Source organism: Microcystis wesenbergii FACHB-1317 (assembly GCF_014696875.1).
In the GTDB taxonomy this organism is placed as follows: Bacteria; Cyanobacteriota; Cyanobacteriia; order Cyanobacteriales; family Microcystaceae; genus Microcystis; species Microcystis wesenbergii_A.
In genome coordinates this window covers 17,902-41,571 of the sequence record NZ_JACJQV010000091.1, presented here as the reverse complement: position 1 = coordinate 41,571, position 23,670 = coordinate 17,902, and the positions used below count along the sequence as shown (strand labels likewise).

The window sequence follows — 23,670 nt, the reverse complement described above, 5'->3', positions numbered from 1 at the left end:
ATGGCGCGCCGAGAACCTAATGATCGCAGAAAAGCAGTACCTAACACTTCTAATAGTGGGGTTCCCAGTCCACCCGTCGATTTCGATATCTATCAGGATTTGGCGCGTCTGCAAGAGATGATTTTTGAGAGTTTCCATATCCCTCTCACCCGTTGGACAATGATCGATGAGGGACAGATATCTGAACAGATCGAGATCATCTATGAAACCGTGCCACCAGCAGTACAGAAAGCTTTAGCAATTTTGCAGGAAGAAGAGGAAATTATTACTAAAGCGGAAGAATACGCTCAACAAGTCCTTCGTTCCGCTCAACAAAGGGCAGCCCAAATTCTCGATCAGTCCGGTATTATTCAACAAGCAGAACGGCAAGCAGCCCAAATTCGTCAACAGGTTCAGCAGGAGTGCGAATCCGTGCAACAACAAACCCTAGATGAAATCGAACAGATGCGTCACAGTGCCCTGCAGGAAGTGCAACAGTTACGACAAAAAACCCAAGCTGAATGTCATGAAATTCAAAAAGGCGCTGACGACTATGCTGAAGCGGTTTTAGAACATCTTGATCAACAATTAGGGCAAATGTTACAAGTTATCCGCAACGGTCGTCAACAGGTAAGATCGAAACCAACATCGTCAAAAAATTTACCCGGAGAACGTCCTTAATCAGTGATCAGTTATCAGTGATCAGTTATCAGATGTAAGTTTTAAGTTAATTAGTTAGTTAGTTATCTTCATCTTTATCCCTGATTACTGTTTACTGTTTAGGGGTTGCTGAAAAGAACCAAACCTCCAATTCCTCACCGATAACTGATAACGGAATTTCATGAATAACCCCTCCTCGAATTACCATCTATTCGGACGCTTTCTTGGCGGGTTATTCAGCTGGAAAATTTGGTTATTTGTCCAGATATTTCAAGGCAGTAAAAGCTTTTATCGATTCCTGTATCATTATTTATATCGTCGTCCTAAAATCGATCGCATTCTCGGTAGCGATGTCGTCTATATTCCTGAGAAAAAACTTTATAGCATTCCCCTTGATGTGCTGAAAATGGAGCAGCAAATGGTTAATAGTGATCGCCAGCAGTTGACTTCTATTACTACTTGGAAAGTTAAAACGATTCATCCCACCATCACCGAAACCGAGATTCAATTCCACGATATTACCGTCGATTTACAACAGGTACACCTGATTAAATCAGACCTTAATAACTACGATTATACTAATACTCGCCGCTTGGCTCCTCTGGTGAAAACCTTACTTTTTGAAATTAACCCCAAAATTGCCAGTTTAGTAGAAAAGAAAAATCAATTACATAGACTGCGAAATCTGGCCGCATCTTCCGAAATTTTTCATTCACAAACTCCATTGTACGATCGAGCAATTAATCAAGTCCAGCTAATTATTGATCAAGCGGAAACTTTGAGACAAGAATGTTTAAAATTTATCCGAGAAACTCTTATCGAACGGGAATTAGTCCAATCCGATATCGATAGCAATCTCGTTGATTGTAACCTCGATTTTGCTAGTCAATATCAACTAATTCAAGACAAATATCAACTCTGGAAAGAAGAAGTACAAGCTTATTTTGAATTAAAAGATTCTTCCCCACCTAAAAATTAACTATAACCGTCAGTTATCAGTGATCAGTTATCAGTGATCAGTGATCAGTGATCAGTGATCAGTTATCAGTTATCAGTGATCAGTGATCAGTGATCAGTTATCAGTTATCAGTTATCAGTTATCAGTTATCAGTTATCAGTTATCAGTTATCAGTTATCAGTTATCAGTTATCAGTTATCAGTTACAGGATTTATTAAACCTCTTGCATAATTAATTTGTGAAGGTTCAAAAACGGCAAAAGTAAGGATTAAATTGCATAAAATATGTAAATAGACCATTTAATTGATTATTATTCATTCTTAATTCTCCTGACTACTGACTACTGACTACTGACTACTGACTCCTAACCCTAACAACAATTTTTGATTTTTACAAGAGGTCTATTATTATGTCTAATTTAACGGCAATTCGTGAACATATTTTTGCTTGGGGAAAACGCACCTATATCATGGGTGTTTTAAACGTTACTCCCGATAGTTTTAGTGATGGGGGAGAATTTGACAATGTTGAAAATGCCCTGCTACAGGCGATGAAAATGATCGAGGCCGGGGCTGATATAATCGATATCGGTGGTCAATCCACCCGTCCGGGAGCGCAAGAAATTAGCCTAGAAGCAGAATTATCGCGAGTTATCCCCGTAATCACCGCTATTCGACAAAAAAGTTCTATTCCTATCTCTCTCGATACCACTAGGGCGATCGTAGCAGACCAAGGTATCGCCGCCGGGGCCGATTTGATCAATGATATTTCTGGGGGAACCTTCGATCGCCTATTATTGCCGACGGTGGCTAAATTGGCTGTTCCCATCATCCTCATGCACCTGCGGGGCAATCCGCAAACCATGCAATCACTAACACATTATAATGATTTAGTCAAGGAAATTAAAGAATTTTTACAGGATCGCGTTAAGGAAGCTTTACAGTGGGGCATTGCTAGGGAAAATATTATCATCGATCCGGGAATTGGTTTCGCCAAAACTGGCACACAAAATCTTGAGTTATTGCGAGAATTAGGGCAATTTCGGGATTTAGATTTACCTGTTTTAATTGGATTGTCGAGAAAACGCTTTATCGGCGAGATTACAGGCAAAAATGACCCAAAAGAACGAGTTTTCGGAACGGCGGCGGCCTGTGCTATAGCGATCGCTAAGGGGGCTGATATCCTGCGCGTTCATGATGTGGCTGCGATCGTAGATGTGAGTAAAGTGGTGGACGCAATCGAGCGAAGTTGAAAATTTTTGCTAGTCTTAGAATCATCCACAGTTCGATCGAAATCAGCGATGAATAGCCAACTAACTAGCGATCATTGTATGTTGCCCGTGATTCGATCTCCCCGGGATTATCAAGTTTTTCGCATTAGCGCTGGGGATACGAATCGTTTAGCGATCGTCTTTGATTCTACCGTAGCGGGGGATTCCTTGACCGTCTGTGTGGAAATTTTCGATCCCCACGGTCGCACCCCTACCCATCGTCATCATTTTGCCGTAGAAATGTTTTTTATCCTCAAAGGGGAGGGAATGGCTATCTGTGATGGTAAACCGATTCTCCTGGGGCCGGGGGATAGTTTATTAGTCCGTCCCACGGGTATTCACGAGATTAGAAATGTCGGGGACGGAAGACTGTATGCACTATGTTTTATGGTTCCCAATGAGGATTTTTCGGAATTAATTCGCAATGGTATCCCAGAGGAGTTAGACGCAGAAGATTTAGAGGTGTTGATGGGAACTATTAAAGGATAATCAAGCAATATCATCCCTTAAATTTTCGGCTTTTTTTTCAGGAAAAGAGCGATAAAAAAGGTAAAGGTTCCTCCCAGAAGTCCGAAGATTAGCCAATTTAATCTTGGATAGCCTTTATTGATAGCGATGACTGTGGCAATGGCACCGACGAGACAATGCCAGAAAAAAAGCAACAAGAATAAATCCAAGCTCGGGGAAATATCAGCAATTAGTTTCATATTTTATCAGTAGAGCGAATAGAATCTTTCCAATGGCCGAATCTCTTGGCCGTTGTTATGTTTATTAACCTCTATAAGTATTTCTATTTTTTTGTCCAAGGCCATTTTGTTCCCATCTCGGTTAAAGCTGAAAAAACTAGATAGAGAATGAGAAGGGCAACACCAAAGAGAAAAGTCAATAAGTCGTTATTCATCGAGTTATCGCTGATAGCTTAAAGGTCACTAATTCGCTGCTATCCCTTTGTCCACTACTTAGCAATTACTGCTTTTCTAGACTGTTGAAACAGGTTTGATTATTGTTGCTGTTGTGCCAAATAGTTAAGCACTGTTTCCAGAGTCAAGTCTAAGCGTTCTGAGATTTGTTGCGGGGTTAAACCGAGGTCTTGCAGTAGAGGAATTGTTTTCAATTTTTGCAAGTTTATTCCCTGTTCAATTCCCTGTTCAATTCCCTGTTCAATTCCCTGTTCAATTCCCTGTTCAATTCCCTGTTCAATTCCATCTCCAAAAGCTTCTTGATAGAAACGAGTTTGTTTGAGGTCTTGTAGTTCCAACATAGCTTCAATTTCCTCTCGACTTTTTTGTGGTAACTTATAAATGATTATGGTTTCGATTAAATCAATGACATTTCTCTGCACTAAGCGATCGCTTACTTCTCTTTGAGCCTGTTTAATTAAAATCTTAGCAGAATTAACAGCTTGACTCTCACTTTCCGTAACCAATTTGACTATGGCGATCGCTAAGGAAGGAGTCTCGTCATTTGGCAATTCATCCAGATAGATTCTTTTAACCCTTGCTAGGGATAAAAAATCGGCAAATTGCTGGGGATGTTCTCGCTCAATTTCTCGACTGGGATAAATAACAACTATCTGCCAGGGTGATAAAGGTTTATACTGTCTAAGATACAGGAAAAGTTCCGAAAATAATCGATAATATAGGTCTTCATCCTTTTGAAACTGCACTTCTACCAGATAAAAGGGTGAATTTTCTAGATGATCGAGCGGCAAAAATAAACCATCTAATCGAAAAGCTAGTTGTTTGACTTCTTGGGAAGTAAATCGATAATTGCTAACCCTAGCATCGGGTCGAGCGATTAATTCAAAGAACGAATTGGGAAAATCGAGAAACATTCGATAGAATATGCTGTCAGTTTTCATGTCATCGCTGATAGGTTAAAGGTCACTGATTCGCTACTATCCATTTGTCCACTACTTAGCAATTACTGTTTTTCTGGACTGTTGAAACAGGTTTGATTATTGTTGCTGTTGTGCCAAATAGTTAAGCACTGTTTCCAGAGTCAAGTCTAAGCGTTCCGAGATTTGTTTTGGGGGTAAACCGAGGTCTTGCAGGAGAGTAATTGTTTTCAATTTTTGCAAGTTTATTCCCTGTTCAATTCCCTGTTCAATTCCCTGTTCAATACCATCTCCAAAAGCTTCTTGATAGAAACGAGTTTGTTTTAGGTCTTGTAGTTCTAACATAGCTTCTATTTCCTCTCGACTGCTGTTTTTCTAGACTGTTGAAACAGGATTGATCATTGTTGCTGTTGTGCCAAATAGTTAAGCACTGTGTCCAGAGTCAAGTCTAAGCGTTCCGAGATTTGTTTTGGGGTTAAACCGAGGTCTTGCAGTAGAGGAATTGTTTTCAATTTTTGCAAGTTTATTCCCTGTTCAATTCCCTGTTCAATTCCATCTCCAAAAGCTTCTTGATAGAAACGAGTTTGTTTTAGGTCTTGTAGTTCTAACATAGCTTCTATTTCCTCCCGACTTTTTTGGGGTAACTTATAAATGATTATGGTTTCGATTAAATCAATGACATTTCTCTGCACTAAGCGATCGCTGACTTCTCTTTGAGCCTGTTTAATTAAAATCTTAGCAGAATTAACAGCTTGACTCTCACTTTCCGTAACCAATTTGATTAGAGCGATCGCTAAGGAAGGAGTCTCGTCATTTGGCAATTCATCCAGATAGATTCTTTTAATCCTGTCCAAGGATAACAAGTCAGCAAATTGCTGGGGATGTTCTCGCTCAATTTCTCGACTAGGATAAATAACAACTATCTGCCACGGTGACAAAGGTTTATACTGTCTAAGATACAAGAAAAGTTCTGAAAATAATCGATAATATAGGTCTTCATCCTTTTGAAACTGCACTTCTACCAGATAAAAGGGCAAATTTTCTAGATGATCAAGCGGCAAAAATAAACCATCTAATCGGAAAGCTAGTTGTTTGACTTCTTGAGAAGTAAATCGATAATTGCTAACAATAACATCGGGTTGAGCGATTAATTCAAAGAACGAATCGGGAAAATCGAGAAACATTCGATAGAATATGCTGTCAGTTTTCATGCTGCCACAAAATTGCCTGTAATTTCCGCTTAATCTGCCTATGATCATCCCATCGTTTCTGCAACCCAGTGCTAAAGTTTCTCTGGTGGCCACCAGTGGCGCCGTCAAGGAATTAGCCGCCCTAGAAAAAGGCCTAGAAATCTGGCGATCGAGGGGTTATCAAGTGGAATTTAGCGAGAATTGGTCGAATCGTCTCGGTTATCTCGCCGGTAGCGACGAGGAACGTCGTCAAGCTTTAGCCCAAGCATGGCAAGATGCCGATTGTCAAGCAATTCTCTGCGCTAGGGGGGGTTACGGTAGCGCTCGCCTCTTGGAAAATTGGACATGGGCAAAAACTAACCCGAAATGGTTAATCGGTTTTTCCGACGTGACGGGGATTTTATGGAGTTTAGCGAAACAGGGCATTTGTAGCGTTCACGGTCCAGTTTTAACCACCTTAGCCCAGGAAAGTTCCCAATCAATCGATCGCCTCTTTTCTCTTCTGGAAGGTCGTCCTTTAGCCCCTCTTGTCGGTCAAGGTTGGGGTGGGGGCAAAGTGCGGGGACGCTTATTACCAGCTAATTTAACCGTAGCCACCCATCTCCTCGGAACCTCGGTTCAACCCACCCTAGAGGGGGTAATTTTAGCCCTAGAGGACGTAACCGAGGCCCCCTACCGGATCGATCGAATGTTAACTCAGTGGCGAATGCTGGGCATTTTCTCCCAAATTAAAGGCATTGCCCTCGGTCGTTTTAGCCGTTGTCTGGCGGCCCCTGGTAGTGATAGTCAAACCGTAGAGGAAGTCTTAAAAGAGCGTTTGGGCGATTTGGGCATTGCGGTTATTGCTGAGTTACCTTTCGGGCATGATGGCGATAATGCCGCTTTACCGGTGGGAACAATGGTAGAACTGGACGGGGATCGGGGAATCTTAGAATTTTTCTATCCCCAATGATCCACTTTTTTGATAGTATCTTAGAGAAGTGTTAACAAATGTAACAAAAAATTAATTATAGATGAAAGTATTAGTTGTCGGTGCGACAGGAACCCTAGGGCGACAGATCGTGCGTCATGCCATCGATCAGGGACATCAAGTGCGTTGTTTGGTACGCAGTCAGAGAAAAGGGGCTTTTTTGAAGGAATGGGGCGCAGAATTAGTCGGGGGAACCCTACGGGATAAGAGTACCATTATTGCCGCTTTAGAGGGAATGGACGCGGTGATCGATGCCGCTACTGCCCGGGCGACGGACTCAGCCAGCATTAAACAGGTGGATTGGGATGGTAAAGTTAATCTGATTCAAGCGGCCAAAACTGCGGGAGTCGATCGCTTTATTTTCTTCTCGATTCTCAATGCCGAAAAATATCCCAACGTGCCTTTAATGGAGATAAAACGCTGTACCGAGAAATTTCTAGCAGAATCGGGTTTAAAATATACAATTCTCCGTCCCTGTGGCTTTATGCAGGGTTTAATCGGTCAATACGCCATCCCGATGTTAGATAATCAAACGGTCTGGATCACGGGGGAAAGTACGGCGATCGCCTACATGGACACCCAAGATATCGCTAAATTCGCCGTTCGCGCCCTAGAAGTCCCCGAAACCGTCGGTCAATCCTATCCCGTGGTCGGCAGCAAAGCTTGGAAAGCTGAAGAAATTATCGAAGTTTGCGAACGCTTATCGGGTAAAGAGGGGAAAATTTGGCGTTTACCCATGGGATTACTGCGTTTTATGCGGGGAATAAGCCATTGTTTCCAATGGACCTATAATATATCTGACCGACTAGCTTTTGCGGAAGTTCTCGCTAGTGGTCAAGCTCTTGATGCCCCCATGGCAGAAGTTTATCAAGTATTTGGCCTTGATCCGAGTCAAACAACTACTTTAGAATCCTATTTACAAGAATACTTTAGCCGCATTCTCAAGAAGCTCAAGGAAATCGACTTCGAGAAACAAAAAGCTCAGAAGAAGAAGAAAACTCCTTTCAAAAAGAAAGCGTGATTCAGCAGTAGGAAAATTTGTCAATGCCCAAAATCGGCATTATTTACAACGATATTAAGCCTATCGCTTGTAAAACAGCCCATCAGATACAAGATCAGCTACTTTCCCTAGGTTGGCAGGTGTTTATGGCTACCGGCAGCGGTGGCCTGCTAGGCCATTCTAAACCCTCTCGTCCGGTTTGTTTTACCCCGATCGATCAGTTAGTCCCCCCCCACTTCGAGCAAGATTTAAGTTTTGCGATCGTGTTGGGGGGCGATGGTACAGTCCTATCGGCGGCCCGGCAGTTGGCCACCCTCAATTTGCCCCTGTTAACGGTCAATACGGGACACATGGGCTTTTTGACCGAAATTTACCTAAATCAGCTTGAACCCGCCTTAGAACTGGTTCTAGAGGGGAATTACACCATCGAAAATCGCTCGATGATCACGGTGCGACTGTTTCGCGAAGATACCCTCCTCTGGGAGGCACTTTCTCTCAATGAGGTGGTCGTCCACCGGGAACCCCTCACCAGTATGTGTCATTTTGAGATTCAAATTGGTGAACACGCGCCCGTCGATATCGCTGCCGATGGGGTGATTCTCTCCACTCCTACCGGTTCTACTGCCTATGCTCTCAGCGCCGGTGGCCCGGTAATAACTCCCGATGTGCCGGTATTACAATTAGCCCCCATTTGTCCCCATTCTTTAGCTTCCAGATCCTTGGTATTTTCTGACAAGGAAACTGTGAATATTTTCCCAGCAACTGCTAATCGCATGGTGATGGTAGTGGACGGTAATGGCGGTTCTTATATCTTGCCAGAAGATCGAATTAATGTGCAGAAATCGCCCCACCAAGTCCATTTTATCCGTCTGCAATCGACGGAATTCTTCCGCATCCTCCGGGAAAAATTGGGTTGGGGTTTGCCTCATATCGCTAAACCAACTTCGGTGGAATTACCTTAATCAGTTATCAGTTATCAGTTATCAGTTATCAGTTATCAGTTATCAGTTATCAGTTATCAGTTATCAGTTATCAGTTATCAGTTATCAGTTATCAGTTATCAGTTATCAGTTATCAGTTATCAGTTATCAGTTATCAGTTATCAGTTATCAGTTATCAGTTATCAGTTATCAGTTATCAGTTATCAGTTATCAGTTATCAGTTATCAGTTAAGTAGTCGGACATAAATTCTGTTGTCTATCTTAAGAAATGTAAATTGCCGCAATTCCTACTGACGACCGACTCCTTACCCCACAGTTAACTTTACTTTTGTCCAACTACTTATCAGATGTGAGCTTTCAGTTCACTGATTGCTGGTTACTGTTTACTGATAGCTGAATTTATGCTTTCTTTTCGTGCCAAGATAGCTTTTTATTTAGAGGATGTCACCACGGCGATCGGACTGACGGTAAATCTGCTTATCCTAGCATTAATTTTACTCTCGTTGGGGATTTATGTGGCGCAAACCTATCCCTTATCTGCGACTTGGCAAATGTGGTTACGTCAGCTTGATGGGGGAATTTTAAGCTTATTTTCCCTAGAGTATTTAATTCGGTTTTGGTGTGCGGAATCAAAACTAGGCTTTGTTTTTAATATTTTTTCTATCCTAGATTTATTATCAATTCTTCCCCTATTTTTTGGTTTTTTTGATATTAGGTTCTTTAGAATTTTTCGCTGGTTTAGAATTTTGCGAGTGATTCGTTTTTTTGGTTCCGATCTTTCTATTTTTCAAATTAAAACTTCCGATCAGATAGTATTTATTCGCATTTTACTAACTCTATTTTCGATTATTTTTGTCTATGCGGGTTTAATTTATCAGATCGAACACCCGATTAATCCCCAAGTATATCGGACATTTTTTGATGCTTTTTACTTTGCTGTCGTGACTATGACTACCGTGGGATTTGGGGATGTGACTCCCCTTTCTGATGGGGGCAAAATGGTGACAGTTTTAATGATTTTAACGGGAGTTTTGTTAATTCCCTTGCAAATTAGCGATCTGACTAAACAACTATTAAAATCTGGCACTCAAACTGATTATCCTTGTCCAGATTGTGGTTTACCCCGTCACGATATAGATGCCAATTTTTGTAAAAACTGTGGCGCAAAACTCTTAAAAAAACCTGATTGAGACTAATTCTGGCGAAATGGGGAAGTGGGGAGCTTTTCAGTGTTGCCAAAGGCACGGCGTAGCCGTCCAGTAAACAGTAATCAGTAATCAGTGAACTGAAAAAGCTCTCTTGGATATTGGCGGAAAAATGTTCACAATGTCACATTATGGGCGCAAGCAGTTCGATCAACTCACTGACCACGTTGCGCCCCTACATTGCACCTGTGTAATTGGTAGGGACCTATAGCCTACGCCCTTTCTTCGATAAGAGCTGCTCATCACTATAACCCCAAGAGAGCCGCTGATCACTGATCACCGATAACTGTCTCGGAGTCTCCTGTCTCCCGTCTCCTAACGACCGACGACCGACGGAATCATGACAATTTACAATTGCTTAATAATTGTTGCCGCTGCCGTGATAATATGTCTTGTGGCTTACCTGAGCGTCATAGCTGGGAAAGCAATCCAGATATTGAGATTAGTCTATCGCTGATTTAGGTGTACCTTGTCTGATCCATCGATCGAATCTCCCCCAACCCCAGAAACCAACCCGCCGTCAGATCCGATGCGGGAATACTATCAACTACAAAACACTTTACTGATCACCACCCTGATCTTAAGCGGTCTGATCTTTATACCCGTGTGGCTGTTTTATTCCCTCAATACTGCCCTTAATTACCTATTAGGGGCAATGGTGGGAGTCGTTTACCTAAAACTCCTGGCCGGGGAAGTGGAAAAATTGGGGGTAACGAAAAATCGGGTAGGCAAAAAAGGATTAGCCCTATTCGCTGGATTAATCATCATCGCCAGTCGTTGGCAAGAACTGCACATAGTGCCGGTTTTTTTGGGTTTTTTGACCTATAAAGGGGCGATCATCGTCTATACTCTGCAAACCATCTTCAAGTTGGAGCAGAAAGCCGATTCCTAAACCCTTTGACCGTTAAAATAACCCTGATTTGCGAACCCGAATCTCTCCAAGGTGAAAATGTTAGACAGTTTAAGTGTGCTTAATTTTTATAGCCTCGCTTCCCTGGAAGTGGGACAACACTGGTACTGGCACATCGGCGGACTAAAAATTCACGGGCAAGTGATCGCGGTCTCCTGGATCGTCTTCGCTATCTTAATCATCGCCTCGATCGCCGCTACCCGCAAGATCCAGAAAGTTCCTGGCGGTATTCAAAACCTCATGGAGTACGTTCTGGAATTTCTGCGCGATTTAGCCAAAAACCAGCTAGGAGAAAAGGAATATCGACCCTGGTTGCCCTTCATCGGCACCCTATTTTTATTTATCTTCGTTTCTAACTGGTTAGGGGCCTTGATTCCTTGGAAGTTAATCGAACTGCCCGAAGGAGAATTAGCCGCCCCCACTAACGACATCAATACCACGGTGGCGTTAGCCCTACTGACTTCCCTCGCTTACTTCTACGCAGGCATCAGTAAAAAAGGACTCGGTTACTTCGCTCACTACCTAGAGCCGATTCCCGTGCTATTACCGATCAAAATTTTAGAAGACTTTACCAAACCCCTCTCCCTCAGCTTCCGTCTTTTCGGAAACATCCTCGCGGACGAGTTGGTAGTGGCCGTATTAGTCTTCCTTGTCCCCCTAGTCGTACCCCTCCCCCTGATGGCTCTCGGTTTATTTACCAGCGCTATTCAGGCCCTTGTCTTCGCCACCCTTGCCGGGGCCTATATCCATGAGGCACTGGAATCGGAACACGAAGAGGAACACGCTTAAAAGCGAGGGACGAAAACAGAAAAATTTCTTAGGGAAAAGTGTCCAAATAATAGGATAATAACTAAGAAATTATTGGTCGAATTCAGGATGAGCAACTGAATTCCAGGATCGTTCTTTCCCAAAAACTCTTTCGGGAGTTTTGAGCAGAAAACCAGCCATTTTTTACGGCTGAGAACGCGCTCTGTAAACAACAGATTGAAATTGATTAGTAAATAGAGGAAAAAATCACCATGAACCCCACAGTAGCTGCCGCTTCCGTTATCGCCGCCGCCCTCGCCGTTGGTTTAGCCGCTATCGGCCCCGGCGTTGGTCAAGGAACCGCTTCTGGAGAAGCTGTTTCCGGTATCGCCCGTCAACCCGAAGCTGAAGGAAGAATTCGTGGTACCCTTCTCCTCAGCTTGGCATTCATGGAATCCTTAACCATCTACGGCTTGGTTATCGCTCTCGTTTTACTGTTCGCTAACCCCTTCGCCTAATTAAAAAAGCAGTGGGCTATCAGCCCCCAGTCCCCAGCTTGGCGGCAGAGTTTTCAAAACTCTCAAAAAACGCCAAAGGAGCCAACTAAAAAGTCTGGTTTTTGGGACGGAAGGCTGATAGCTAGTTAAGGGAATTTTGCTGATCCCCCCTGACTGTTCATTGTTAAAGCAGGGGGATCGTCTTCCTTTTTTGAACCTGCCTATAGCTTCTATTTATCAGGAATAAATCAATGTTTGATTTCGATGCCACCCTGCCAGTGATGGCACTACAATTTATTCTTTTGGCAGTGATCCTGAACGCCGTTTTTTATAAACCCCTCAGTAAAGTTTTAGATGAACGGGCGGAGTATATTCGGCAAACAGAAAGCGGAGCCAAAGAACAACTAGCCAAAACCGAAGCACTGGTACAAGAGTACGAATTGCAATTAAGTTCGGCTCGTAAACAATCCCAAGAGATTATCGCCCAAGCGCAAGCCGAGGCCCAAAAACTAGCCAGCGAACGAGTTGCCGCAGCCCAAAAAGAAGCGATCGCCCGTAAGGAAGCCGTCGCCGCCGAAATTGCCCAACAGAAAGAAGAAGCCTTTCGTTCTCTAGAAGGACAAGTGGCCTCTCTTTCCCGTCAAATTCTCGAAAAACTCCTCGGCCCCGAACTCGTTCGCTAAACCCCAGCCCTTGGTTAATAACAGTGATCAGTGAAAAGATAGAACTCAGTCGTCAGGAGTTAGAAGACTGATAACTGATAACTGATAACTGATAACTGAATAACCTACTCCCCGCCCTCAATAACCATGATCATCGACACAGTTTTATTATTAGCCACGGAGGCGAAGGAAGCGGCAGCAGAAGGATTCGGCATCAACACCGATATCCTAGGAACTAACCTATTTAACCTCTCGATTCTGCTCGGTTTAGTCATCTTCTACGGCCGCAAAGTTCTCGGACAAATCCTCGGAGAACGTCAGTCGAAGATTGCTGAAGCTTTAGCCGAAGCCGAAAACCGGAAAAATATTGCCGCTAACGCCCTCGCCGAAGAACAGAAAAAACTCGCCCTAGCAAAACAAGAGGCGGAAAAAATTATCGATAACTCTCGATCTAGAGCTAAAGCTGTCACCGCCGACATCGCCGCCCAAGCCGAACTCGATATTCAAAGAATGCGCGAAAGTGCCGCTAAAGATCTCTCGGCAGAACAGGATCGCGTTTTAGTAGAATTACGCCAAAGAATTACCGCTTTAGCCTTAGCTAACGTGGAATCCCAGTTAAGCGCCGGCCTGGAAGAATCGGTACAACAAACCCTAATTGATCGCAGTTTGGCCAACCTAGGAGGTAAATAGATGCAGGGAAGTTTAATCAGTTCAGAAATAGCCGAACCCTACGCCCAAGCATTACTTTCCGTCGCCCAAAGCAGCGGACAATTAGAAGCGATCGGCGGCGAAATAAAATCCCTCTTAGAATTGTTGGAAAATGCTCCCGATCTAAGAGCTTTTATCGGCAATCCCGTCATCAAAGAAGAGGCTAAAAAAGCCGTTCTTTCCCAAGTAATGGGGAGCAGTGCCAATCCCTATTTAACTAACTTCATGATGTTATTAGTCGATAAACGTCGGATTCAATTTTTAGAACCCGTTTGTCAACAATATCTCACCCTGGCTAGAGTGCTGACTAACACCGTTTTAGCAGAAGTTTCCTCGGCCACCGAATTGAACGATAGCCAAAAACAAATCGTCATCGACAAAGTGAAAACCCTAACCGGGGCGAATGTGGTCGAACTGAAAACCAAAGTTGATGGCAGCCTCATCGGTGGTGTGGTGATCAAAGTCGGTTCTCAGGTCTTTGATGCCAGCATTCGCGGTCAACTACAACGCCTCAGCCTCTCCCTGCGCTAAGGTCATCTAATCTCTCTTTTTTGCCGTTTTTTCACCTTCTAATTTTTTACTTTTTCCCAGATTAAACTATGGTAGCTATCAGACCCGACGAAATTAGCACGATTATTCGTCAACAGATCGAATCCTATAACCAAGAAGTACAGGTCTCCAACGTGGGAACCGTCCTGCAAGTGGGTGACGGTACTGCCCGCATCTACGGCCTACAACAGGCCATGTCGGGAGAACTATTAGAATTTGAAGATGGAACCGTCGGCATCGCCCTTAACCTCGAAGAAGATAACGTCGGCGCGGTGTTAATGGGTGACGGTTTCGGGATTAAAGAAGGCGGTACGGTGAAAGCTACCGGTAAAATCGCTCAGGTTCCCGTGGGTGACGCCTTAGTCGGCCGCGTGGTTGATGCTCTCGGTCGTCCCATCGACGGTAAAGGGGACATCCTCGCCAGCGAAACCCGTCTGGTGGAATCCCCCGCCCCCGGTATTGTCGCTCGCAAATCCGTCTGTGAACCGATGCAAACCGGCATTACCGCTATCGATGCCATGATTCCCGTCGGTCGTGGTCAACGGGAGTTAATTATCGGTGACAGAAAAACCGGTAAAACAGCGATCGCCATTGACACGATCATTAACCAGAAAAGCGAAGACGTGATCTGTGTCTATGTCGCCATCGGTCAAAAAGCCTCCACCGTCGCCCAAGTAATCGACACCCTCACCCAAAGAGGCGCCATGGATTACACCGTGGTGGTGGCCGCTAACGCTAACGACCCCGCCACCCTCCAGTATATCGCCCCCTACACCGGAGCTTCGATCGCCGAATACTTCATGTATAAAGGCAAAGCGACCCTAGTTATCTACGATGACCTCACCAAACAGGCTCAAGCTTATCGTCAGCTATCCCTGCTCATGCGTCGTCCTCCCGGTCGGGAAGCTTACCCCGGCGACGTTTTCTATCTCCACTCCCGTTTACTAGAGCGTGCCGCTAAACTCAGCGATGCCCTCGGTGGTGGTAGCATGACCGCCCTGCCGATTATCGAAACCCAAGCCGGTGACGTTTCTGCCTACATTCCCACCAACGTAATTTCGATTACTGACGGTCAGATCTTCCTCTCCACCGACCTCTTTAACGCTGGTTTCCGTCCCGCAATTAACGCTGGTATTTCCGTATCCCGCGTGGGTTCGGCGGCCCAAACGAAAGCAATGAAGAAAGTTGCTGGTAAATTAAAACTCGAATTAGCCCAGTTTGACGAATTAGAAGCTTTTGCTCAATTCGCTTCTGACCTTGATGCGGCCACCCAAGCACAACTGGCTCGCGGTCAACGTCTGCGTCAAATCCTCAAACAGCCCCAAAACTTCCCCCTCTCCGTTTGGGAACAGGTGGCGGTGGTTTATGCCGGTTTAAACGGTTATCTCGACGATATCGCCACCGATAAAGTTATCGATTTCTGCGCCGGTTTACGGGAATACCTGAAAACCAGCAAACCTCGCTACGTTGAGATCGTCAGCACTGAAAAACAACTCAACGACGAAGCAGAAGGCCTGCTCAAAGATGGCATCAACGAGTACAAACAGGCTTTCAAGTAAACTTCTGTGAGCTTTAAGCTGTCAGCCTTTTCAGTTATCAGTGACCAGTAAACAGTGATCAGTAAACAGTGATCAGTAAACAGTGAGCGGTAAACAGTGAGCGGTAAACAGTGAAAAGATGGCAAGAAACTGCTATTTAATACTGCTCACTTAACACATACTGCTCACTTAAAACTCCAATCTGATAACTGATAACTGATAACTGATAACTGATAACTGATGACTGATAACTGATAACTGATAACTGATGACTGATAACTGATGACTGATAACTGATAACTGATAACTGATAACTGAATTATGCCTAATCTCAAAGCGATTCGCGACCAAATTCAATCGGTCAAAAATACCAAAAAAATTACCGAGGCCATGCGTCTGGTGGCGGCAGCAAAAGTGCGCCGCGCCCAAGAACAAGTTCTCTGTACCCGTCCTTTTGCCGATGCCCTCGCTCAGGTACTCTATAATCTCCAAGGTCGTTTAGCCTTTAGTGATGTTAATTTACCCCTGCTGGCCCAACGGGAAGTAAAAACCGTGGCTCTGTTAATAGTCACAGGCGATCGAGGTCTTTGTGGCGGTTATAATACTAACGTCATCCGTCGTGCCGAACAACGGATGAATGAATTAAAAGAGCAAGGGATTAAGTATCAATTAGTTGTTGCCGGCCGGAAAGCTGCACAATATTTCGAGCGCCGGAATGCTCCCATTGCCGCTAAATTTATTAACCTCGAACAGATTCCCACTGCCGATGAAGCTGGCACGATTGGGGATGAATTGCTTTCCTTATTTTTATCGGAAACTGTTGATCGTGTCGAGTTAATTTATACTCGTTTTATCTCCCTGATCAGTGCCACTCCGGTGATTCAAACCCTCTTACCTTTAACTACTCAAGGTTTGGCGGTACAGGATGACGAGATTTTCCGTTTGGTGACTAAAGAGGGAAAATTTAAGGTACAAAGGGAAAAAATGGCCAGCCAACCGGCGCAGGTTTTCCCCCAAGACATGATTTTTGAGCAGAATCCCGTCCAAATCCTCGATTCTCTCCTACCTTTGTACTTAAATAACCAATTACTGCGCGCTCTCCAGGAATCGGCAGCTAGTGAATTAGCAGCCCGGATGACGGCGATGAGTAACGCCAGCGAGAACGCCAGCGAGTTAATTGGCACTTTAAGCCGTACCTATAACAAAGCGCGTCAAGCCGCTATTACGCAAGAATTGTTAGAAGTAGTAGCGGGGGCCAACGCTCTCTAGATTTAAGCCTGTTTTTCTTGTGATTATCAGTAGGAGTGATTATTTTCACTCCTTTTTTTTATTTTAGCTGGCTTAATACTAAATCCGGTTATTAAAGACTGATTATCTATTCCTCCTACCCCCCCGATGTCGGGGGGCAGGGGGGGTTGCCCCTTGCATGAGTAGAAAACGGGTTTCTCGGAGAAACCCGTTTTCTGTGCGTTACTCAGGGGCAATCCCTTTTTTGATATCTTCTGGCCCCTTGAAAAGCCCCATCTCATCCTGTATTGTAAGTCAGCGTGATAACTATAAATGTCAATCGATTAAGCTAAATCTTAAACTATAATCCTTAAACTATAATCATTACCCGATCGCCCGGTATTGGAGGAACAAAACAACTCGTGAGTATAACTGATTTAATCCAAAAAGGCGGAGTGGCCATGTGGCCGCTGCTTTTTCTGTCTATTTTAGCTCTTAGCACTATTATCGAACGAATTTGGTTTTGGAGTCGTACTCTCCTCAGTGAAGGCCAGATTTTAAACCGGATTATGGAATCGGCCATCCGTAATTGGGATTTGGCGGCAAAAGTCGCTAGGGATTCCCGCAATCACCCCATTGGTAGCTATCTCTACGCACCCCTGCGCTTAGAAAATCCAGATCCAGAGGTTTTTCACTTTGCCATCGAGTCGGCTGCCGATGAACAGTTATCCCTAATGAAACGGGGCGATAAAATCCTTGAGGCAGTCATCGCCCTTTCTCCCCTGCTAGGATTATTGGGGACGGTACTCGGTTTAATTACCTCTTTGGCCAATATTCAACTGAGTGACCTGGGAACTTCCTCCACAGCTGGAGTAACTTTAGGTATTAGTGAAGCTTTAATTTCCACCGCTACTGGCTTAATTGTCGCTATTTTTAGCCTCGCTTTCTATCGCATTTTTCAGGGACTCTGGTTCAATCAAGCCCGAATTTTTCGCAAGGCCGGCAGTGATTTAGAAATTATCTATCGTCAACGTTGGCTAGATGGGGAAGACCAACAATACTCCCTCAGTGCTAACCTAGAAAAACCTCTCGAACGCTAAATCTCTCCCTTATCAGCCATGGCCGAAACTAAATCTCTTAACCACAAAAAGCCAAAAAGTAGCCATATTACGGCTCGTCCGCTCAAATTATGGCATGATCAACACCGCATTCAAGAGGATGTGCAGGTTAATATCATTCCCTTGATCGATGTAATTTTCTGTATTCTCACCTTCTTTATTCTCGGTGCAGTGGGATTATCTCGCCAACAGGCTATCAGTCTCGATTTACCGAAAGCTAGTACCGCCACCACCCCGATGCGGGAAATGTTGGTGGTTAGTCTCGATGATTTCGGACAACTCTACGTCGAAAAACAGATGGTGACTCGCCCCCAGTTGTTTGAGGCAATCAAGAATTATCATCAATATAGTCCCAATGGACTGATGGTACTGAATGCCTCCAGAAATGCCAGTTATAACGAAGTGGTTGGGGTTTTAGACCTACTGCGACAGGTAGGCGGCGATCGCGTGGCTTTAGCGACTCTATCGGGGGAAGCTAACAATCCCACAATGGAAAATAGCAATCCTTTGCCCAATTTGCCGACTAATCCCACCTTGCCCGGTTTGCCCAATCTACCCAACCCTAATTCGCCCTCTTCCACCAATCCTCTGGGCAGAAATTAACTAGGAATGGATGCGATAGGTGAGTAATTGTTCTTCGAGGGCGGCAATGCGATTGTAGGCTGCCGTCAATTGTGCCGTTAATCGGCGAATTTGGATTTCATCGGAAAAAGGATTATCGCCATTGACAGCTGGGGCCTGTTTGCCACCGTGATCCCGGAGAATATCTTTATGATCGTAGAGGCTATTATCGGATAACTCGGAAAAACCGACCATTTCCAGGGATTCTCGCGGGGAATGACTCGATTTATGCCCGGCTAGGATAGCAATTTGCTGGCTGAGGCTTTCGACAATATCCTGTAGATGATCGACTTTCCGATCAAGACTGATAATCTGTTGTTGTAGTCCATTCATACAATTACCTAGGGATTAAGGAGGCTTCCCCTCTATGCTAGGCTCTGGAGGAAATGGACTATAACAATTTATGATTGATTTAACGATCCCTTTACTGCCCTTAACTCATCTTAATATATTGCCAGAGTCAACCAGCCATAGCACTTCTAAGTAGGGCTTGCCCTGAGCTACGTCGAAGGGAGGCACAATTGTTTGTAGGATGGGTTAGCGGTACCGTAACATGAGCGGGCGTTGGGTTTCATGCTTCAACCCAACCTACGTTTAACTGATCTTAATATATTGCCCGGGTCAACCGGCTGCCCCCGATAGCACTTCTATTAGAAATTAAGGTAAGCTTTTGAGCGGTAAGCCTCGATTTTAAGGAACTAAATTATGTTTAAAAATTGGTCTTTCGATGATTGGATGAATCATATCCTTTTTCTGGCTACAATTATGGCTTTGCTGACGATTTGGCTGGGTAGATAAATAAAAACTATTTTTCTTTCCTGGTTTACCGAAAATTTGGGTTTAAGTTTCCCCGTCCATTTCACGGCAGGCAGTGTCACAATAAGAAACAAAACCCTCAGCGATCGATATGACTGACTCAAACCCAAAAATTTGTATTCTCGGTGGTGGTTTTGGTGGACTCTATACTGCTTTACGTCTGAGTCAATTGCCTTGGCAAGATCAACACCCTCCCCACATTACCTTAATTGATAAAAGCGATCGCTTTTTATTTTCTCCCCTTCTCTACGAATTAGTCACCTCAGAACTGCAATCCTGGGAAATAGCTCCCCCTTTCAGCGAATTGCTCGCTAATACCCCCGTTGACTTCCAACAGGGAACCGTCACGGCGATCAATGTTAATAATCATAAAATAACCCTTGACAATCAAAACGATATATGCTATGACCGCCTCGTGATCGCCCTCGGTGGTCAATCTTCCCTTGACTTCCTACCCGGGGCCAGAACCCACGTTATCCCCTTCCGTAGTCTAGAGGATGCCTATCGTCTTCGGGATCGACTTAAAACCCTAGAACAATCCGATCGCGATAAAATCCGGGTCGCCATTATCGGGGGCGGTTATAGCGGCGTAGAATTAGCCTGTAAGCTGGCCGATCGTCTCGGAGAAAGGGGAAGAATTCGTCTGATCGAAAGAAATAGCGATATACTTGGCCCTTCAAACCAATTTAACCGCGACACCGCCAAAAAAGCCCTAGAAAAACGTCTAGTTTGGTTAGACCTAGAAACCACCGTCGCCGACATCCAAGCGGATCGCCTCTCCCTTGACTACAAAGGACAGATCGACAATATCCCCGTTGATCTAATTCTCTGGACCGTTAGCCCGATCGCCTCTCCACTACTCGCTAATTTGCCCATAGCACATAATGAGCGCAAATTACTAAAAGTTAATCAATATTTACAAACTGTCGAAAACCCCAGCATCTACGCGATCGGCGATGCGGCCGATGGTCGCGACCAAGAGGATAAACCCTATGCTGCCACGGCCCAGGTCGCCCTTCAACAGTCCGACTACTGCGCTTGGAATATTTGGGCGAGTTTCCACGATAAACCAGCTTTACCCTTCCGTTATCAACCTTTAGGCGAAATGTTGACCCTCGGAGTCGATGAAGCTACTATTAGCGGTTTAGGACTAGAATTAGCCGGTCCCCTTGCCCATCTTACCCGTCGCTTAGTCTATCTCTACCGTCTGCCCACCCTTAACCATCAAATCGCCGTAGCATTCAACTGGATTACCCAACCGCTTCTATCCCTCATCTCTGAGTAGCGAGTTCAGATATTCCTCCACTAACAAACTATCTCGATCGGTCAATTCCTGACCATCGAGACGGTTTAACAGCATTACTGCACCAAATAACCGATTATTAACCCTAATTGGCACAGCTAAAGCCGTTTTTATCCCCAAAGCCACCGCTATATCCTGACGAATGCGATTATCTCCTAGGGTTTGTCCCACCACCACCGCACAACTCCCCTGGTAAACCACCGTACACAATCCCGACGTGGCAATATCTCCCCTTTTGCCCACAATTGCCTGGGTGTTTTTACCCGCACCCGCGCGATAATAAATACCATCACCGTCAAATTCGGCAATGATAACCGTTTCTGTTGGAATTAAACCTAAAATTTCTTCAGCAATGCGATCGAGATTAGTTAATTTTTCCATAATGGTTTAGGGGTTGAGGAAATGGGGTGTTATACTAAATCCGTTGAGTAACGCACAGAAAACGGGTTTCTCCGAGAAACCCGTTTTCTACTCATGCAAAAGGCAAGACGGAGAATAAATAATCAGTTTTTAATAACTGGATTTAGTATTATAATCAAAAAAACAGCAATTCATTAACTTTAGTCTATAGTTTGTGAACTGAAATGAAAGATAACACCCCCAAAGTAAAAAGTCTCAAATCTTATCTTCAGCATTTGCCTCAAAGTGCGTCTGAAGCGATTGTTAGCACAAACTTTGCACCTTACCTGATATCATATTTAGGATTTTCAACCACGGAGATAATTCCACAGTACGACACGGGAGGCGGTGGGATTACCGACTTTGCCACTCGGAGAAACCTAGGAAACGATATTTTTTTACAGACAAAGAGTAATCCTTTTCTGCTGATAGAGTTAAAGGGTAGAGAGATTAACCTAACTGAAAATAGTCCAAAGTATGCGTCAACTGTCAATCAGTTAAAGCGTCAGTTATTAGGGACTAAGTGTCAAGCAGCCCAATGGGGAATTATCACTAATAGTTCGCACATCCAGTTATTTAGAAAACATGGTAAAACCATTTTTCCTGCTACTACTTGCATACAGCTAACCCCTGATAACATTGATGATACTATAGCTCTGATCAAGACAAAAATTGACAAGACTCCCAAAGCATTAACGGTTACTGTTTACAATAATAAAGGCGGTGTAGGCAAAACCACCACAACCATAAATCTTGCGGCTATTCTTGCTTTTTTAGGTAAAAAAGTTTTAGTTTTAGACTTTGATTTTAATCAACGAGATTTAACTAGCTCTCTCCTAAATATAAAACCACAAAATGGACTACTAGAAAAGGCTTTAACTGATAAGAATATTGATCTAAAATCAGTGATTCGTCCCTATATTTTTAAGAATTCAAAAGGACAAATTACCTTCGATGTCGTTCCTACTGATCCTAAAATAGCAGAGCTGACGGAATTTGAATATCATTCTAAAATGAAAATATCCACTCTCCATAGAAAATTAGACTTAGCTAGATATGAATATGATTACATCTTTATAGATGCAGCTCCCAATTGGCGATTTACTAGCCAGCTGGCTGTTTATGCTGCCGATGTTGTCCTCTTACCCACAAAACATAACAATTCATTCTCCCTTAATAATGCAGCCACTGCCATCAAGGAGTTTCTGCCGGAAATGCAAAAATCAAAAAAAGATGGGACTCCCATAGCCTTACCAATTTTTTTCAACGGTGAGAAGATTACTCAACCACAGTTACAGCTTGCCCAAAAAGAAATTAATCAAATACTAAAAAATGACAAAAACCTTGTACCCTATTTTTATCCCAAACACGCTAAGGCCAATAAAAATTTACATATTCATCACCTGCCAGAATACGCTATTATAGCCAGTGCTGCTTTCGCTCGCGTGCCGGCCGTTTATAAACATATTTCCGTTTATTACTACTACGAAGACTTAGCAAAGGAGTATTTTTTACAATGATGGAATATACCGATATTGGTACTTTGAAGTATCTCTACTTAGATGAAATAGAAATTACCAATGGAACCGATGCTGATAGTTTTTTAATTGAAGTTGCTGCCAAACTATTACAGCAGACAGGTGGACGCAATTGGCTGCCTGTAATCGTCAAAGAACTATCAGAGGATCGCTATGAAGTTATCGGCAACTCATTTGTTTATGCTGTGGCTGAAAGGGCTGGACTAGAAAGAATTTGGTGTATTATTGCCGATGGAACAGAAGATGCTAGGAATATATCCAGAGTTTTGGCAAGAGAAGAAACCCCAAAACTAAATCTGTCAAAAGCTTCAAGAGAAGAAATTAAATCTGCTTTACAGTTCTTAATTGAACAACCGAATAGCCCCCTAAAAACAGTTAAATTAGCTACTGCTACTGCTAGGATTGATGAGGCTCCCCGTCAATTCTGGAAGAGTTTAGACTCAATTGTTGCCCTCAAGTGTGGAATTACAAAAGGGAAGGGATTAGATTTACTCAAAACTGTCTTTTATCTCACTCCTCAATCTCAACAAGATGCAGTGATTGAGGAATTTTCAGAAGAAACTCTCAAACTCAAGACTGTTTCTGAATTAAAGACTCTAGCCAAAGAAAAGGGAATCGTTGGTTTAAGCAAGATGAAGAAAGCAGAGCTAGTCAGAATATTAGCGCAATAAGAAAAAGGATTATGAATTATGAATTAGGAATTATGAGTTAGGAAGTGGGAAGTATTTTCAGTGAACAGTAAACAGTAATCAGTCGGGGTAGGGTTGATTCATGAATCAACCCTACCTTGAATCAACCCTAGAACGTAGGTTGGGTTGAAGCATGAAACCCAACGCCCGATCATTTTAGGCTACTGCTAACCCATCCTACAAATAATTGTGCCTCCCTACTTATAACAAATCACTCCACTATCAATTATGAATTATGAGTTAGGAAGTGAGAAGTATTTTCAGTGAACAGTAAACAGTAATCAGTAAACTGAAAACTCACATCTGATAACTGATAACTGATAACTGATAACTGATAC

General features: G+C 43.6%; 27 protein-coding genes. 21 read left to right on the top strand and 6 right to left on the bottom strand.

Features of this window, described 5'->3' with window-relative positions; genetic code table 11:
• From H6F92_RS05680 to H6F92_RS05665, 4 genes are all read left to right on the top strand, one after another.
• Window positions 1-660, top strand: coding sequence for an ATP synthase F0 subunit B (locus H6F92_RS05680; RefSeq protein WP_190357098.1), 660 nt, complete (start codon window positions 1-3; stop codon window positions 658-660).
• Window positions 661-820: 160 nt separating this feature from the next.
• Window positions 821-1,618: a hypothetical protein gene (locus H6F92_RS05675; RefSeq protein WP_190357097.1), complete on the top strand. Its 798-nt coding sequence runs from the start codon at window positions 821-823 to the stop codon at window positions 1,616-1,618.
• A gap of 388 nt (window positions 1,619-2,006) precedes the next feature.
• Window positions 2,007-2,849 (top strand): dihydropteroate synthase, encoded by an 843-nt coding sequence (gene folP / locus H6F92_RS05670; RefSeq protein WP_190357096.1) that lies wholly within the window; start codon window positions 2,007-2,009, stop codon window positions 2,847-2,849.
• 48 nt (window positions 2,850-2,897) lie between these two features.
• Window positions 2,898-3,356: a cupin domain-containing protein gene (locus tag H6F92_RS05665; RefSeq protein WP_190357095.1), complete on the top strand. Its 459-nt coding sequence runs from the start codon at window positions 2,898-2,900 to the stop codon at window positions 3,354-3,356.
• 17 nt (window positions 3,357-3,373) lie between these two features.
• On the opposite strand, the gene H6F92_RS05660 is transcribed toward H6F92_RS05665, so the two are convergent.
• From H6F92_RS05660 to H6F92_RS05645, 4 genes are all read right to left on the bottom strand, one after another.
• Window positions 3,374-3,574, bottom strand: a complete 201-nt coding sequence (locus H6F92_RS05660) for a hypothetical protein (protein WP_190357094.1) — start codon at window positions 3,572-3,574, stop codon at window positions 3,374-3,376.
• Window positions 3,575-3,867: 293 nt separating this feature from the next.
• Entirely contained in the window at window positions 3,868-4,728 is an 861-nt protein-coding gene (locus H6F92_RS05655; protein WP_190357093.1) for an Rpn family recombination-promoting nuclease/putative transposase, read from the bottom strand.
• Window positions 4,729-4,824: 96 nt separating this feature from the next.
• On the bottom strand, window positions 4,825-5,049 hold the full coding sequence (locus H6F92_RS05650; RefSeq protein ID WP_190357092.1) for a hypothetical protein: 225 nt from the start codon (window positions 5,047-5,049) through the stop codon (window positions 4,825-4,827).
• A gap of 53 nt (window positions 5,050-5,102) precedes the next feature.
• Window positions 5,103-5,915: an Rpn family recombination-promoting nuclease/putative transposase gene (locus tag H6F92_RS05645; protein WP_190357091.1), complete on the bottom strand. Its 813-nt coding sequence runs from the start codon at window positions 5,913-5,915 to the stop codon at window positions 5,103-5,105.
• 40 nt (window positions 5,916-5,955) lie between these two features.
• On the opposite strand from H6F92_RS05645, the gene H6F92_RS05640 reads away from it, so the two are divergent.
• The 14 genes from H6F92_RS05640 to H6F92_RS05575 all read left to right on the top strand — a co-directional run bounded on the left by H6F92_RS05640 (window position 5,956) and on the right by H6F92_RS05575 (window position 18,569).
• The gene (locus H6F92_RS05640; RefSeq protein WP_190357090.1) at window positions 5,956-6,846 is read left to right on the top strand and encodes a S66 peptidase family protein; all 891 of its coding nucleotides are present in this window, start codon (window positions 5,956-5,958) and stop codon (window positions 6,844-6,846) included.
• 61 nt (window positions 6,847-6,907) lie between these two features.
• Complete coding sequence (locus H6F92_RS05635) at window positions 6,908-7,885, top strand: SDR family oxidoreductase (protein WP_190357089.1); 978 nt, start codon at window positions 6,908-6,910, stop codon at window positions 7,883-7,885.
• Between the two features lie 23 nt (window positions 7,886-7,908).
• Window positions 7,909-8,826, top strand: coding sequence for an NAD(+) kinase (locus H6F92_RS05630; protein ID WP_045360739.1), 918 nt, complete (start codon window positions 7,909-7,911; stop codon window positions 8,824-8,826).
• Window positions 8,827-9,206: 380 nt separating this feature from the next.
• Complete coding sequence (locus tag H6F92_RS05625; RefSeq protein WP_190357088.1) at window positions 9,207-9,995, top strand: ion transporter; 789 nt, start codon at window positions 9,207-9,209, stop codon at window positions 9,993-9,995.
• A 544-nt stretch (window positions 9,996-10,539) separates the two neighbouring features.
• Entirely contained in the window at window positions 10,540-10,902 is a 363-nt protein-coding gene (locus tag H6F92_RS05620; protein ID WP_002739749.1) for an ATP synthase subunit I, read from the top strand.
• Window positions 10,903-10,959: 57 nt separating this feature from the next.
• On the top strand, window positions 10,960-11,709 hold the full coding sequence (gene atpB / locus H6F92_RS05615) for a F0F1 ATP synthase subunit A (RefSeq protein ID WP_147068794.1): 750 nt from the start codon (window positions 10,960-10,962) through the stop codon (window positions 11,707-11,709).
• 230 nt (window positions 11,710-11,939) lie between these two features.
• Entirely contained in the window at window positions 11,940-12,185 is a 246-nt protein-coding gene (atpE, locus tag H6F92_RS05610) for an ATP synthase F0 subunit C (RefSeq protein ID WP_002740068.1), read from the top strand.
• A gap of 230 nt (window positions 12,186-12,415) precedes the next feature.
• Window positions 12,416-12,847, top strand: a complete 432-nt coding sequence (locus tag H6F92_RS05605; RefSeq protein ID WP_002795845.1) for a F0F1 ATP synthase subunit B' — start codon at window positions 12,416-12,418, stop codon at window positions 12,845-12,847.
• A gap of 126 nt (window positions 12,848-12,973) precedes the next feature.
• A complete protein-coding gene (locus H6F92_RS05600; RefSeq protein ID WP_190357087.1) occupies window positions 12,974-13,516 on the top strand; it encodes a F0F1 ATP synthase subunit B in 543 nt (180 codons plus the stop codon).
• The gene (gene atpH / locus H6F92_RS05595) at window positions 13,517-14,065 is read left to right on the top strand and encodes an ATP synthase F1 subunit delta (protein WP_002763366.1); all 549 of its coding nucleotides are present in this window, start codon (window positions 13,517-13,519) and stop codon (window positions 14,063-14,065) included.
• Between the two features lie 68 nt (window positions 14,066-14,133).
• On the top strand, window positions 14,134-15,642 hold the full coding sequence (gene atpA / locus H6F92_RS05590) for a F0F1 ATP synthase subunit alpha (protein ID WP_110578666.1): 1,509 nt from the start codon (window positions 14,134-14,136) through the stop codon (window positions 15,640-15,642).
• 300 nt (window positions 15,643-15,942) lie between these two features.
• The gene (locus H6F92_RS05585; protein WP_190357086.1) at window positions 15,943-16,890 is read left to right on the top strand and encodes a F0F1 ATP synthase subunit gamma; all 948 of its coding nucleotides are present in this window, start codon (window positions 15,943-15,945) and stop codon (window positions 16,888-16,890) included.
• Window positions 16,891-17,309: 419 nt separating this feature from the next.
• Complete coding sequence (locus H6F92_RS05580; protein WP_190357119.1) at window positions 17,310-17,948, top strand: MotA/TolQ/ExbB proton channel family protein; 639 nt, start codon at window positions 17,310-17,312, stop codon at window positions 17,946-17,948.
• A gap of 18 nt (window positions 17,949-17,966) precedes the next feature.
• Window positions 17,967-18,569: an ExbD/TolR family protein gene (locus tag H6F92_RS05575; RefSeq protein WP_190357085.1), complete on the top strand. Its 603-nt coding sequence runs from the start codon at window positions 17,967-17,969 to the stop codon at window positions 18,567-18,569.
• Here H6F92_RS05575 and H6F92_RS05570 read toward each other — a convergent pair whose 3' ends face one another.
• A complete protein-coding gene (locus H6F92_RS05570) occupies window positions 18,570-18,920 on the bottom strand; it encodes a hypothetical protein (protein WP_190357084.1) in 351 nt (116 codons plus the stop codon).
• Window positions 18,921-19,494: 574 nt separating this feature from the next.
• Here H6F92_RS05570 and H6F92_RS05565 point away from each other — a divergent pair.
• Window positions 19,495-20,688 carry an NAD(P)/FAD-dependent oxidoreductase gene (locus H6F92_RS05565; RefSeq protein WP_190357083.1) on the top strand — a complete coding sequence of 398 codons (1,194 nt, stop codon included), beginning with the start codon at window positions 19,495-19,497 and terminating at the stop codon, window positions 20,686-20,688.
• Here H6F92_RS05565 and H6F92_RS05560 read toward each other — a convergent pair.
• The gene (locus H6F92_RS05560; protein ID WP_190357082.1) at window positions 20,668-21,087 is read right to left on the bottom strand and encodes a GAF domain-containing protein; all 420 of its coding nucleotides are present in this window, start codon (window positions 21,085-21,087) and stop codon (window positions 20,668-20,670) included. The two genes, H6F92_RS05565 and H6F92_RS05560, sit on opposite strands and share 21 nt — an antisense overlap.
• Window positions 21,088-21,290: 203 nt before the next feature.
• Here H6F92_RS05560 and H6F92_RS05555 point away from each other — a divergent pair, with 203 nt between their 5' ends.
• Both H6F92_RS05555 and H6F92_RS05550 read left to right on the top strand, forming a co-directional pair.
• The gene (locus H6F92_RS05555; RefSeq protein ID WP_190357081.1) at window positions 21,291-22,625 is read left to right on the top strand and encodes a ParA family protein; all 1,335 of its coding nucleotides are present in this window, start codon (window positions 21,291-21,293) and stop codon (window positions 22,623-22,625) included.
• Complete coding sequence (locus H6F92_RS05550) at window positions 22,622-23,314, top strand: Rho termination factor N-terminal domain-containing protein (RefSeq protein WP_190357080.1); 693 nt, start codon at window positions 22,622-22,624, stop codon at window positions 23,312-23,314. The genes H6F92_RS05555 and H6F92_RS05550 overlap by 4 nt, the downstream gene beginning before the upstream one ends.
• Window positions 23,315-23,670: the final 356 nt, after the last annotated feature.

Excerpts from the sequence above, each read along its gene's own strand:
- H6F92_RS05680 (WP_190357098.1), top strand. The coding sequence starts at position 1 with ATGGCGCGCCGAGAACCTAATGATCGCAGAAAAGCAGTACCTAACACT.
- H6F92_RS05675 (WP_190357097.1), top strand. The coding sequence starts at position 821 with ATGAATAACCCCTCCTCGAATTACCATCTATTCGGACGCTTTCTTGGC.
- folP (WP_190357096.1), top strand. The coding sequence starts at position 2,007 with ATGTCTAATTTAACGGCAATTCGTGAACATATTTTTGCTTGGGGAAAA.
- H6F92_RS05665 (WP_190357095.1), top strand. The coding sequence starts at position 2,898 with ATGAATAGCCAACTAACTAGCGATCATTGTATGTTGCCCGTGATTCGA.
- H6F92_RS05660 (WP_190357094.1), bottom strand. The coding sequence starts at position 3,574 with ATGAAACTAATTGCTGATATTTCCCCGAGCTTGGATTTATTCTTGTTG.
- H6F92_RS05655 (WP_190357093.1), bottom strand. The coding sequence starts at position 4,728 with ATGAAAACTGACAGCATATTCTATCGAATGTTTCTCGATTTTCCCAAT.
- H6F92_RS05650 (WP_190357092.1), bottom strand. The coding sequence starts at position 5,049 with ATGTTAGAACTACAAGACCTAAAACAAACTCGTTTCTATCAAGAAGCT.
- H6F92_RS05645 (WP_190357091.1), bottom strand. The coding sequence starts at position 5,915 with ATGAAAACTGACAGCATATTCTATCGAATGTTTCTCGATTTTCCCGAT.
- H6F92_RS05640 (WP_190357090.1), top strand. The coding sequence starts at position 5,956 with ATGATCATCCCATCGTTTCTGCAACCCAGTGCTAAAGTTTCTCTGGTG.
- H6F92_RS05635 (WP_190357089.1), top strand. The coding sequence starts at position 6,908 with ATGAAAGTATTAGTTGTCGGTGCGACAGGAACCCTAGGGCGACAGATC.
- H6F92_RS05630 (WP_045360739.1), top strand. The coding sequence starts at position 7,909 with ATGCCCAAAATCGGCATTATTTACAACGATATTAAGCCTATCGCTTGT.
- H6F92_RS05625 (WP_190357088.1), top strand. The coding sequence starts at position 9,207 with ATGCTTTCTTTTCGTGCCAAGATAGCTTTTTATTTAGAGGATGTCACC.
- H6F92_RS05620 (WP_002739749.1), top strand. The coding sequence starts at position 10,540 with ATGCGGGAATACTATCAACTACAAAACACTTTACTGATCACCACCCTG.
- atpB (WP_147068794.1), top strand. The coding sequence starts at position 10,960 with ATGTTAGACAGTTTAAGTGTGCTTAATTTTTATAGCCTCGCTTCCCTG.
- atpE (WP_002740068.1), top strand. The coding sequence starts at position 11,940 with ATGAACCCCACAGTAGCTGCCGCTTCCGTTATCGCCGCCGCCCTCGCC.
- H6F92_RS05605 (WP_002795845.1), top strand. The coding sequence starts at position 12,416 with ATGTTTGATTTCGATGCCACCCTGCCAGTGATGGCACTACAATTTATT.
- H6F92_RS05600 (WP_190357087.1), top strand. The coding sequence starts at position 12,974 with ATGATCATCGACACAGTTTTATTATTAGCCACGGAGGCGAAGGAAGCG.
- atpH (WP_002763366.1), top strand. The coding sequence starts at position 13,517 with ATGCAGGGAAGTTTAATCAGTTCAGAAATAGCCGAACCCTACGCCCAA.
- atpA (WP_110578666.1), top strand. The coding sequence starts at position 14,134 with ATGGTAGCTATCAGACCCGACGAAATTAGCACGATTATTCGTCAACAG.
- H6F92_RS05585 (WP_190357086.1), top strand. The coding sequence starts at position 15,943 with ATGCCTAATCTCAAAGCGATTCGCGACCAAATTCAATCGGTCAAAAAT.
- H6F92_RS05580 (WP_190357119.1), top strand. The coding sequence starts at position 17,310 with ATGTGGCCGCTGCTTTTTCTGTCTATTTTAGCTCTTAGCACTATTATC.
- H6F92_RS05575 (WP_190357085.1), top strand. The coding sequence starts at position 17,967 with ATGGCCGAAACTAAATCTCTTAACCACAAAAAGCCAAAAAGTAGCCAT.
- H6F92_RS05570 (WP_190357084.1), bottom strand. The coding sequence starts at position 18,920 with ATGAATGGACTACAACAACAGATTATCAGTCTTGATCGGAAAGTCGAT.
- H6F92_RS05565 (WP_190357083.1), top strand. The coding sequence starts at position 19,495 with ATGACTGACTCAAACCCAAAAATTTGTATTCTCGGTGGTGGTTTTGGT.
- H6F92_RS05560 (WP_190357082.1), bottom strand. The coding sequence starts at position 21,087 with ATGGAAAAATTAACTAATCTCGATCGCATTGCTGAAGAAATTTTAGGT.
- H6F92_RS05555 (WP_190357081.1), top strand. The coding sequence starts at position 21,291 with ATGAAAGATAACACCCCCAAAGTAAAAAGTCTCAAATCTTATCTTCAG.
- H6F92_RS05550 (WP_190357080.1), top strand. The coding sequence starts at position 22,622 with ATGATGGAATATACCGATATTGGTACTTTGAAGTATCTCTACTTAGAT.